Source organism: Vibrio sinus (assembly GCF_023634645.1).
Classification (GTDB): Bacteria; Pseudomonadota; Gammaproteobacteria; order Enterobacterales; family Vibrionaceae; genus Vibrio; species Vibrio sinus.
This window is the reverse complement of the sequence record NZ_JAMKMR010000023.1, coordinates 51,184-62,845: the sequence shown is the minus strand read 5'-3', so window position 1 is coordinate 62,845 and position 11,662 is coordinate 51,184. Positions and strand designations below refer to the sequence as shown.

12 protein-coding genes are annotated in these 11,662 nt (G+C 41.0%); 3 read left to right on the top strand and 9 right to left on the bottom strand.

Features of this window, described 5'->3' with window-relative positions; translation table 11 throughout:
- Positions 1 to 32: 32 nt before the first annotated feature.
- The 8 genes from M9194_RS18675 to M9194_RS18640 all read right to left on the bottom strand — a co-directional run bounded on the left by M9194_RS18675 (position 33) and on the right by M9194_RS18640 (position 8,051).
- Positions 33 to 3,038, bottom strand: a complete 3,006-nt coding sequence (locus tag M9194_RS18675; RefSeq protein WP_250614214.1) for an SIR2 family protein — start codon at positions 3,036 to 3,038, stop codon at positions 33 to 35.
- A gap of 301 nt (positions 3,039 to 3,339) precedes the next feature.
- Positions 3,340 to 4,116, bottom strand: coding sequence for a phosphotransferase family protein (locus M9194_RS18670; protein ID WP_250614213.1), 777 nt, complete (start codon positions 4,114 to 4,116; stop codon positions 3,340 to 3,342).
- 170 nt (positions 4,117 to 4,286) lie between these two features.
- Complete coding sequence (locus M9194_RS18665; protein WP_250614212.1) at positions 4,287 to 4,844, bottom strand: cysteine hydrolase family protein; 558 nt, start codon at positions 4,842 to 4,844, stop codon at positions 4,287 to 4,289.
- Between the two features lie 52 nt (positions 4,845 to 4,896).
- Complete coding sequence (locus tag M9194_RS18660) at positions 4,897 to 5,241, bottom strand: SH3 domain-containing protein (protein WP_250614211.1); 345 nt, start codon at positions 5,239 to 5,241, stop codon at positions 4,897 to 4,899.
- Positions 5,238 to 5,591 carry a VOC family protein gene (locus M9194_RS18655; RefSeq protein WP_250614216.1) on the bottom strand — a complete coding sequence of 118 codons (354 nt, stop codon included), beginning with the start codon at positions 5,589 to 5,591 and terminating at the stop codon, positions 5,238 to 5,240. The genes M9194_RS18660 and M9194_RS18655 overlap by 4 nt, the downstream gene beginning before the upstream one ends.
- A gap of 212 nt (positions 5,592 to 5,803) precedes the next feature.
- Positions 5,804 to 6,292, bottom strand: coding sequence for a P-loop nucleotide/nucleoside kinase family protein (locus M9194_RS18650; protein WP_250614210.1), 489 nt, complete (start codon positions 6,290 to 6,292; stop codon positions 5,804 to 5,806).
- 29 nt (positions 6,293 to 6,321) lie between these two features.
- Positions 6,322 to 7,239 (bottom strand): DMT family transporter, encoded by a 918-nt coding sequence (locus M9194_RS18645; RefSeq protein ID WP_250614209.1) that lies wholly within the window; start codon positions 7,237 to 7,239, stop codon positions 6,322 to 6,324.
- Positions 7,240 to 7,337: 98 nt separating this feature from the next.
- On the bottom strand, positions 7,338 to 8,051 hold the full coding sequence (locus M9194_RS18640; protein WP_250614208.1) for a helix-turn-helix domain-containing protein: 714 nt from the start codon (positions 8,049 to 8,051) through the stop codon (positions 7,338 to 7,340).
- A 227-nt stretch (positions 8,052 to 8,278) separates the two neighbouring features.
- Here M9194_RS18640 and M9194_RS18635 point away from each other — a divergent pair, with 227 nt between their 5' ends.
- Both M9194_RS18635 and M9194_RS18630 read left to right on the top strand, forming a co-directional pair.
- Positions 8,279 to 9,268, top strand: coding sequence for a sensor domain-containing diguanylate cyclase (locus tag M9194_RS18635; protein ID WP_250614207.1), 990 nt, complete (start codon positions 8,279 to 8,281; stop codon positions 9,266 to 9,268).
- 60 nt (positions 9,269 to 9,328) lie between these two features.
- Positions 9,329 to 9,709, top strand: a complete 381-nt coding sequence (locus M9194_RS18630; RefSeq protein ID WP_250614206.1) for a hypothetical protein — start codon at positions 9,329 to 9,331, stop codon at positions 9,707 to 9,709.
- A gap of 88 nt (positions 9,710 to 9,797) precedes the next feature.
- Here the strand turns inward: M9194_RS18630 and M9194_RS18625 are convergent, their stop codons facing one another.
- Positions 9,798 to 10,862 carry a sensor domain-containing diguanylate cyclase gene (locus M9194_RS18625; protein ID WP_250614205.1) on the bottom strand — a complete coding sequence of 355 codons (1,065 nt, stop codon included), beginning with the start codon at positions 10,860 to 10,862 and terminating at the stop codon, positions 9,798 to 9,800.
- A gap of 200 nt (positions 10,863 to 11,062) precedes the next feature.
- Here M9194_RS18625 and M9194_RS18620 point away from each other — a divergent pair, with 200 nt between their 5' ends.
- Positions 11,063 to 11,638, top strand: a complete 576-nt coding sequence (locus M9194_RS18620; protein WP_250614204.1) for a nucleoside triphosphate pyrophosphohydrolase family protein — start codon at positions 11,063 to 11,065, stop codon at positions 11,636 to 11,638.
- Positions 11,639 to 11,662: the final 24 nt, after the last annotated feature.

Here is an 11,662-nt window from a genome sequence, read left to right as displayed (position 1 = left end):
CTAACAGGGCACCTGTATAAAACTGGTAACTGTTAGATCAAGTCTGAACTTCTACAACTAAACTTATCAATAGCTAAGTCACAAACTACTTCTAGCCTACTTTGAAACTCTTCATCCAAGCCTTCATCATCGTACGGTTTCTTTGTATACCACCAACTGAATAGGGACTCTACCAACATCCCCACAGGGTGATTTATAGCAGTATTAATCGTTACCGCACCGTTGTCTATTTCGTACGGAAGATTCAGCAATCTATCGTAAAAATATAAGAAATCATTGTCAGCAAAAGTATCTCTTGGTTGGAGTTTTTTAAGCCATCTAGATAATGACCAAGCGATCTCTACTAATTTTTCATCTGGAGCTTTCAGAACAAACGTAAACAACCCTATCTGTTTCTCTAGATCTAGATCTTCAGCTTCACTCCAAACTTGAATTCCTTGACGCCACCTTTTGGTCAACCACATACCGGAAGCAGCAGTTTCTTTTAAAGCTGACGACGTTAGTTCAAAATCATCACGACAAAGTGTACTCCAATCATCTTCAGTCCAGAAATGATCGACTGGCTCCTCTTTAAGCCATTCGATTAAGGCTAGCTTTTCCTTTGGTGCACTAACAATAGATTTGGGCTCATCGCCACATCCTGTCCAAAATGTAAATTCATCACGGTCATCATTTGAAAGCTTCCATTTTGGATTAATATTCTCAATATCAGCTAACGTTTTAGTCGCTTCTTCATTCAGAGCACCACCATCTTGCTGCAGCTTCTTGAGCCTCAACCATACTGAACGACTACATAAACCCTCGAACTCTTCCTCTGATAACTCTTCTGTATACCACTCTCGCCTAGGACCATTAATTGTTATCTGAAGTATTTCTTCGTACTGCTCGTTGCTAGCAGCTCGGTGCAGAGTACGAAGCAGCTGCAGGACTTCTCTGTGAGTGGACACATCCCATAGCCAATATGCATCATCTTGCTTTAACCAAGAGACAACTGTATCAACGGGTATTGCACTTGATTCACTTGCACAAAAGAGTGCTATTCTCTTAAATATTGGATAAGGTTGATTCCAAAATTGTTCTGCTAAACTGATTGCAAAACTCTCATCTTGCTTTACTAGTGACAGCCAAGAGTCTCTGACTAAGTCAACTAATACCGTCCAACTCTTGTAGTCATTGTTCTGTGGGTGTGCTTTGATAGATGGTCTAGAGATATATGAATAGTCTGCTTTAGGGTTAATATCGCCTAAGGTTGATTTAACTTCCATTAACTCAACTAAAAGTCCTACAAACTCATGTATCAGCTCATAGGAATGGTCATGCCAAGACTTTTCTTTGTTTAAGCTATCCATTGCAGAGTGAGCAATAGAAGATGCAACATCAACATCCCAATCAATACGACCTTTAATCCCTGATTCTGCATCTGATTTATTGAAGTTAAAAGGCTCTTTAAAGCTCACAAAAGGGCCTAAAACTCGACGCAAGGTTTTCTTTAGTCCAACAGTGACACCGAGAAGTTTGTAATCTTGAACCCAACTATAAAAGTCAGTCGCGATACCTGAATACTCTGTGTAGCCTGCAAGCACAATAGACCATAAAGATTTCATTCTACTAGTAACAATTCGGTCAGAGCTCTGTAAGCTCAGTCTCCTGAAGTATTCCGTATCTCGTTCTTTTCTTTTCTCATCTTGTTGTCTAATTTCCGACGATATCAGCCATTTCATTCGCTGATCCAGTCTTCCGCCCTGTCTAGAAACAAATAAGATTAGTTCGGGATTATTGATATGCTGTAGCAACCATTTAGCTAGATTTTCCATTACTTCATCCCAAGATGTTTCATGGTACCCACTTTTTGCAATAGTCATATTTGGAGTAAGTGAGCTTTTGGCGGGTCTATTGAAGATGTTGTAACTTCCCTCTTCATCCAAAGATTTGTCAATTACACCGTATCTCGATAAGTCCTCTGTATTAAGATTCGCTCTCTCCAATACTTTTAACCATGAAATAGGAGCGGGCGGACTGAGCTTAGAAAATGTCTTTGCAGGAATGCCTGATGGATCACTCAAAGCCCACGCTAGTCTCTTGGCATAATCGTTTTGCACGTCTGATTGCATTGGGTTTGTATAGGCAGTTGTGACAACTATCTGTTCCTTGCCACTCAAGCCATCTCTGTATGTTTCAGCCCACTTTGCTAGCGTTTCATGCAAATAATAATGACGACTGTGATTCTTATACAATATTGGAGTTACATTTTTTGCTCGCCAGTTCTTTTCTTCCTTATCGTATTCACTAGCTTTGTAGTTCCCAAATGCATACATTTCAGGTGGAGACTCGCCAAGTTGTTTATCTGCTGCTAGAGCATCCATCATATATCTCAATACTGGATCATTTAAACTATAACCAATAAAGCAAACTGTATAAGTTCTGAATAGCTCACTAACAAATCTCGCAGCCCAACGTTCCGTCAAATAAGCTAACCCAAAATCTCCACTCGAAATCACCAAATGATCTAGACCATTTTTATCCCTTGGCAACAAACCATGCAAATACACTAAACCATCCCAACGCTTCTTAGGGACAGGCAGCAATGGGGCAGAAAATTCCTTAACCTCTATTCTTTCCTCTTCTGCAGCTTTTTGAAAAACAGTATCGAAGTTCGTCGTTATCAACCTCATTTTTTTATCGTTATTTGTTGATAACCTGAGTAAAGATTTGTGCGTCTGTGTCGACTTAGGACTAGAGAAATCTGGCTTTAGCAGCTCTGAGAGTTTCTCTCTAACATCTCGCCTCCACTCTGGAGTCGGCTTAATCGACTCAAGTAATGAAACAGCCGTGTCGAACTGACCATTCTTAAGTGCTTGCTTTTGTACTTCATCAGGAATTACACCCAGCTCGCTATACAATGAATTTACCAATTTACCAAAACCGGGCAAGCCTGCCGGAAAGGATATGCCAGCACCACAAAAGAAGACTACCCTACCTTCCTCATGTGCTTGGATCAATTTATCGGGAACATTAGGTCCGTATTTTACAAATTGCATTTAGTTTATTGTTTTTAATGGTTTGCCTTTATCATATACCTTCAGCATCTCCGTATTAAGCTGAACCACTTGATTTCGTGGAAACTACACAAAAAACGTATGGTGTGAATCGAGAGAGAATTACAGGGCAGGTTAGATTTTCCGTATAAGAGCTCAAAGTACGGGTAGATTAATTTGGTCTATTACAACACTCGCTAAATCGTCAGCTCATTGGACCTAGGAAGCTTTGGGGCATAACCAACTCAACTAATGTAGAGCTGATCCGCAATGCAATATGTTGCCTTTTAATATGAGCACCAAGCTAAAGCTCTTTTTCTATTACATCTAGCCATGATGGTGCATTTTCATTAAACCAGCTTAAATACAGTTGAGCATCTTGTTTATTCCTACTAATCAAAATATTAGTCACTTCAATTAATATCCAGACCTTTGCGATGATTAAGTGCTTTCTTAGTATCTCTGAAGAAAACGTTGGGTTAAAGCAAGAGTACTTTTCTACAACTTCTCGATAACTACTAACACTACCTAAACCTCGAACTAAAGGAGCCAAATCAATCGCAGGACTACCATAACCGAAGCGCTCCCAATCGAATAGCACTAGTTCCTCGTTGTCTCTCACTCCCCAATTGCCATCATTACTATCACCGGAAATCAAACCATGGCTAACAAACAACTCAGCTGAAGAAGCTTGAATAGTATAAATTGAATCTCTAGTAACATTAGGCAAGTTCAAGCTCTGTAAAGCTAACTCTGTGGCTTCCAGTGTCCACTGATGTGTTTTAACGGCAAATGGTGGTGTACATTTTGACTGATGGAGGTACGCTAGCTGTCTAAAAGTGTCATCACATTTGTTCAGTTTATCTAACGTAATCTTATTAGGAATGTATTCAATATATAGGTTATTTCCGTTTAACCTGATTAACTTAGGGGTGTTTACGCCTGTTAGCTTGGGTGCTGAAAATTGATAAAAGCCAATTTCAACAGCAGATGCTTTTTGCTTATTGATACATAGATTCCCTTCATATTCTTGCAATAAGACCCTTGAAGCACCCATCTTTGATAAATCTTGAAGTGGCATTGCTAATCTCACAGGACAATCAAATTTTCCAATATATTGTCACCATATATTGATTAGGAAATGTAGGGCAACTGACTCAATGCAGAAGTGTGCTGTACTTTGAAGCTAGCTAGAAAAGGGGCATTTTCGTGTTTCATGCCCCAAAGCACGCCTCTAGACAAAAGCGAGTCCTAGTACTGCAGTGCTTCAATAATTTGCTCATTAGATGAAGGGGTTCCAATGCCGCTGTTTACCAGATATCCGAAAGACTCATCGTGGCAACCTTGGTCATACGAATCTATACATTCTTCAGCCAAAACGAGCTTATAATCCCTTTGGTAAGCATCAATAGCGGTTACCCTAATACAAGCATGTGTATTTACCCCAGCTATCACAATCTCGTTTGGACTTAGTTTATTGAGAATAGAATCAAGTTCAGTCCTAAAAAATGCGCTATACCTTTTCTTTATAATTTCATGCTCGCTGCATAGCTTGTCTAATTCACTTAGTAACTCGCAACCATGAGTACCATCCACTGTCCATTTGTGACCAGAATGACGTAGAGCTAAATAGCTATCTGACAAGTCGTCTTTAAACACCTGACGAACCCAAATAATGTTTTGGTTTTTGAGACGGAATGCTGAAATCAATTCGTTCAATGAATCTGTAAATCGCGCTCTTTTTTTGGCAAGCCTACCTTCTCTAAAAAAGTCTTCTTGCATATCGATAACTAGTAGCAATTTATTCAAGTGAACTTCCCTTATAGCTGATACCTCAATGACCTGTGTACTGATATGCCCGTCACGCTGGATTGAGTGTTTTCGCTGGCACCCAACCAACTAGTCCATTCTCATTTCTCACTAAGGACCACTCACTCAATTCACGTACCAATATAACTATCTCACCTACAACGATATCCAATTCTCGGGCATTGTAGTCTTGATTTGCCGTACCAGCAGTAGAGCCTAAATCGAAATCGATATATTGGATTGGAGCCCAACCAATATTACCGTTGTCTGTTGTTACTCGTATCCATCCCACAAACTCCGTATCCAAGGCTCCCAATGTAACCTTATCTTCTTTGAAAAACTCTATTGGATTTGGGTAGTTCGATTTATGCCCAGTTATTGCGATAAGCTTCGTCATCCGTATCTCCCTCGCAAGCCAATCAAATTACCAAATGGATCTTCTACTTGGCACATTGCTAGTCCATTTTCTATTTGCATTGGCCCTCGGTACAACTTCGCTCCTACTGAGACAAAGTGCTCTAGTACAACCGCTAGGTTTTCTACAGACCAATAAAGCACAGTACCACTTTTTCCAGCGCTTACTTTCTCGTCAGCATGAACTAATTCAAGAGTAAAATCACCTACTTTAAGAAGGGTAAAATTGAATTCTTTCAAGAAAACAGGAATAGCCATTGGAAAAGCTTTCTGATACCAATCTAGGCCTACTTTTACATCTGGCACATGAATGAGAACGGTTGTTGGCTTCATCATCTTATCTGATCAAATCTCCTAACATATTGCCACCATATATTGATTGAGAAATATAGGGCAACTGACTCGATGCAGAAGTGTGCTGTACTTTGAAGCTAGCTAGAAATGGGGCATAAGCGTGTTAGTTTGACGTTCTAACACGCCTAAAAAATGGATAAGCTTTATTGTAACTGATCAAACTTTATTGTCTTCCGACAGTTGGTAATGACTCAGTCGCAATAAACAATAGTTAGGTTTTCACTTTCTATTGGTGGCTCAAAGTATTGGGTCACCATGTGAAACACGTCCTCACAATCAAATTGCGCTCTGTGTGGTTGTTCCACCCTGCGTTTCGCAATATGCGTTAAGCACTGCTCGTCCGTTCGCTCCAAGAACATCAACTCATGCGCAGCACCAACCTCGCTAGAAAGTTCCATAAACCATTTTCGTTGTTTGGCTGTGTTCGCTGGATAGTCCAAAACTACATCTGTTCCTGTCTGTAGAATATTTTGCACATGGCTTCTGACTAAAGGTTTTAGCCTAGCGGAATACAACAAATAATCATCAAATGTCTTGATCTGGTCTGGGTACAAAGTGGTCAACCAATCGTCTTCTGAGATCAAGACCGCACTTGTCTCTTGCGATAGCAGCTGAGACTTTGTCGTTTTCCCCGCCCCCATTTTCCCGCAAAAAAACGTTAACTTACCTACGCCTTTCATAATACCTCCATAAAACCTTTCATGTCCTGCTAGCTCAAATCTTTATCTAGGGTTTGAAGAATCAGGCACACACTAATCAATCCAATACCAATCCAGCCAGATACTGTAATCTTCTCACCTACAATCCAAACAGCTAACACCGCCGCTACCACTGGCTCGAATAGAGTGAGAAGAGTAGCGCTGCTGACATCAACATACCTTAATCCATACCCATATGCGAGATAGCCTAAACACATTGGAATGATTGCCATATAGATCGAAACCATAGCATTCGTGACACCTGAAAAAAGATGATCTCCGGTAAAAGCTAAACTAGGCAATAACAGTAATGCTCCACCAAAAAAAATGCTTCCTAACACCGCTTGCGATTGAATACCATCATCAATCATCCATTTGGCAACCCAGGAGTAGATAGCGTAGCTTAATCCCGCGACTAATCCTAAGACAATGCCAAATAGGTAGGACGTTTGATCCGATTCAACAGTACCACCCGATTTCGCCATTACCAGAATCATGATGCCCATAACGCCAAACGCGAAACTTACCAACCACTGAACAGAGACCCTTTTACTTTTGCTAAAAAGACACTCAATAACAACGGTAAAGAAAGGCGCACTGGCAATTGAGAGTACTGTTCCAACCACAACGCCAGATAGTTTCATCGAGGTATAGAAAGCCAAAGGATAGACGGCTAATGCAACACTACTTATCGCTAATACTGGCTTAACGGCCATTATCTGATTGAAATGATGGCGTATACTACGCCAAGATAACAAAGCCTGAAGAACACCACCAACCCCCATAGCAAAAGCGCCAATGGCCAATGGGCTGGTTTGGTGTGCGAAGCTTGCGGCAGTGCCTGTACTTCCCCACAACAAGGAAGCAAATAAAATTGCCAGCACACCAATTTGATATTGGCTTGTCGATTGAATCGCGACAGATGACATGACTTAATTCTCTACAATGACTTTTAATAGAGAAAATAATACGAAGATTAACAACCAAATACTTTGCAGAAAAGACGCAACAATTGTCTAAACAGACGTTATTGGCGGGTTAACTTGCATGGAGATAAACCAAAATATTTTGAAAAACGACGACTGAACGCAGACAAATCACTGTAACCCACTCGCTCAGCAATCAATTGAACGGGTAGATCGGTATGCGTGAGCAACGCTTTAGCTTTCTCCATTCTCTGCTCAGTGATGTACTGCAATGTGGTAACGCCAATGCTTTCTTTAAACCGCTTTTTAAACTGAGTAGCACTTAAACAAGATATCTTCGCCAATTCGTTTATCGTCAAAACCTTATCTATATTTTCAGCAATATGACTTTGTACTGCTCGGAGCCTCGCGTCAATAGGTTTAGCATGGGTTTGCTGCTCCAAAAGCATCGAGAACACATTCAGAATCGAGCTTTCCAACCCATTATCGACTTGGTGCTGCAATTGCTTTTCGATGAAATGTATATAGCTTAACAACGGTGGCGTAACTGAAAATACAGCCAATTGGCCCGTGAAAAAGTGAGCAGGCAACACGTCCAAATCTGCGACAATAAAACGTGCTATTTCATCTGCTTTAAATCCATGCTCGGTGCCACTAGGAATCACTACGCACTCCCCAACCGTGACTTTTCCAACAAATTTTGGCATCTCAATCAAAATATTGCCTTGAATTGGCATCACCAGTTGGTGGTAATCCTCATGCAAATGACTCTGTAATTGCTTGGTATAACCTCGAATACTGATACTGTTTCTCATATCTGTTTTGCTAATAAACTAGTACACGTTTCATATAGATAAACAGAGTATACCCCGGTGAAGACACTGCACAAACAAGGAATGGAGGCACTTAAAGCGACTGTCCCTTTAAGATCTTATCCCTAAGATAAAATTTAATAATTATAAAAAATAAATAACTAGATCCTATTATTAATGTTATTGCTTACCTTCATAAGTAACGATGACAATTGTATTGGGAGGCATTCATGGATGACGCAGAAGACTTAAAAATTGAGCTATATGACCTGATATCGAGTGATCACAAGATATTTGAGCTTTTGTATACTTCATCTCTAGATGGGATATGGTATTGGGATACCGAACAAGACACTGAATGGGTGAGCCCTGAGTGGTGGGAGCGACTTGGGTATGGCCCCGATGAACACCCATACCTTGCAGAAAAATGGCGAGAACTATTCCACCCGGATGATGTAGAACGTATTGTGGAGGCCTTTCAGTCACACAGTGAAGACCCCAACCATCCTTACGATCACGTTGTGCGATACCTGCATAAAGATGGCTCAACGGTTTGGACTCGATGTCGCGGGATAGGGATTCGTAATGAACATGGCAAGGTAACACGAATGCTCGGCTCCTACGTTGATGTCACCGCTTTTAAGAAAATAGAGCAACAACTTAGAGAAACCAACGAACGGCTAGCCCGTTTAAACTTAGAAGACCCTTTGACTGGCGTGCTGAATCGAGATGGGCTCATGCGAAGGTTTGAAGAGTATGTTCTAATATGCCAACGTCAGGAGTTGCCGCTGAGTATTGCTTTTCTCGACATCGATAACTTCAAAGGCATCAACGATAAATATGGCCACCTGATTGGCGACGACTACCTAGTTTCGATTGCCAACTGCTTACAGGCAACCCAAAGAGCCACCGATAAAGTCGCTCGATTAGGTGGTGATGAGTTCGTTATCGTGATGCTTGATACCGATGAAGAGCAAGCCAAATGCGCGGCAGAAAGAATACGTCGAGCAGTTCAAGATAGTTTTGGTCATGCAGGGGGGATCACGGTCAGTATTGGGCTGGTCTCTATGTCTATCCCAGAGGCCGTAAATCATCAAGGCCATGATCTCAACATTCTATACCTTCTTAATCAAATGATCAGTGTGGCGGACAACGCCATGTATGAATCGAAAAGACTGGGGAAAAATACCGTATCGTTGGGCAACTTGGAAGATTGGTAGACGCTAGTTACGAATTCTTTTATAGTCCCGGCCAATTCTAATACACAATTAATAAAACTGATGAAAACTTCATTGAAAATTAAATGGCTACTTGCTGTATCTGCTATCGCTCTGGCTGGCTGCCAAGCACTAAACCCAGCTAGCATCAAAACAACGGCCTCGACACAAACTATCGAGACAGCGAAAAAAGAACTAACGGGTATTAAGCACCTAAAAATACTAGACAATGGTGTGATTTATTACAATGAAACCGTAGCAGGCGAAGACTATCGTTGGAATACAGCATCCATCATGAAGTTTAGCTATGATGCGGCTTGTGTACAGCTACGCCAATTTGTGAAAGAAGGTATGGTTGTCAGAATGCAGTTTGCAGGTATTGGTGGCACCGTTTTGGACTATGATGAACAAACATGCCAAAGCCAAGCTCCTACAAATAAATAGTTACCCTGCCACAACAACAAACTACAGATTGAAGAGCTTAGCTTCAATCTGTCGCTTGTTGAATTGGAGCATAGAAAAGGAGAATTACCTAGAGCACGTTTACAGTGCCAAACTCCTTGGCAACAATGCAGTTTCGCCCTTGGCTTTTCGCTTCATAAAGGCACTCGTCGGCTAGTGAAATGAATTCGTCTAAAATTTTCTCTCCGGAAGCCTCGTTAACTGCATCAAATGCAAAGTGACACGCGCCCACTGAAACTGTGATGGGTTTGCCTTCCACTTTAACTTCTCTTGCGCACTCATGAACCTGCTTTAAAACAAGATTGCGCTCACCTATTTCTCTGTCGGGCAACCAGACAACGAATTCTTCACCACCAAACCGCGCTAGATATTCGGTCGAGCCGACTACGTCTTTTAATGCATCAGCAATTTGTACTAAAACATGATCGCCGACTTGGTGACCGTGCGTATCGTTAACCAACTTAAAGTGGTCAATATCTACCAGCGCCAACGTCCCCTTTCCGGCAGAAGATTTCATCCTATCAATATCAGATGGTAAGGTTTTGAACATACAACGGCGATTAGGGATTTTGGTTAATGGGTCATTAAGCGCTTGAAATTTCAGTTTTTGATTTAATATTTGCAGTTGTTCTTCTTGTTTTCTACGAATCATCTCGACTTCAACCCATGATGCCATGAGTTTTAATGCATCAATATCTGTACTTTCGAATTTTCTATCATAGGGTTTTGCAGAAGAAAAATTTAATGTGCCAAAGAGTTCATCATCAACAAAAATTGGAATCCCTATGTAGGCTTCTAGTCCAAATGCGGCATAAGCTGGGTGCGAGGCGTATTGATTGTTTTTCCCCATATGCTCAATCGCTACAGGGCCAAAAGTATTGCAGGTAATCTCGCAATAGGTAGCGTCATAGTCGAAAGTGTCGCCTGAATTGACATCGACTTCTTCTGGCGTCACGCAGTTAAGAACCGTATAGGTATTACCTTCTATTTTAGACAAAATTCCGATATCGAGGTTGAACCGCTCCAAACCTAAGATGAGCAACTGGCTTATTTGAATATCAAATCCTTTTTGGTAATCATTGGTGATCTGGTAGATTCTTCGGATTAGCTCTTCACTTTCGTTGATGACTGCCATAAATCCCCTAAAGACGAATGCCCACTTGTAATTATTATTCAACTACTGATATTAAAGACTAGTCATCGCCTTATATCAATGAACTTAGTCTCACGCCTTTGAAATCGTGCGGGAAATCAAGTGATTTGAATGCCAATATGTGGCATGCGCAATGAGGCTTTGTTAAAATCAACGCGTTTTTTTATTATTGGGCCCAAATAATGCGATTATCCAAACTCACACCAGAAATTTTCAATCATTTATACCAAGACATTTTGGAGTTCCGCAGTACGTTTGATCTTCCTGTCAACGAACCAAATAGCCTAGATGATAAAGCCGATACACTACATACATCACTCGCCATTGAAGAGCTGACAGAACTTGCAGAAGCTCCAGATAAAACTGAGCGTGCCGATGCTATCATCGATACCGTTTACGTTTTAATGGGCCGCCTAGTTCACCTTGGTCACCAAAACATCCAAGACAACTTATCGGTTAATTACCTAATTGATTTACTTCTCAACGTCGCAGACAACTTGGCTATCGATTTTCTTCCATGCTGGAATGAAGTCCACTCGAGCAACATGAGTAAAGTATGCCGAGACGAAAAAGAATACGCGGAAACCAAAGCGCACTACGCTAAACAAGGCGTAAAGCTCATGTCAGTACAAAAAGGCGAATACATCATTGCAAAATGTGCTGAAGACTTTATTAGTGAAGGTAAAACCATTCGCCAAGGTAAAGTACTTAAATCTGTTTACTACCGTCCAGCCGATCTCTCTCCGCTGACAGCTTAAGGCACATAGCGTAAAATAAAAAAA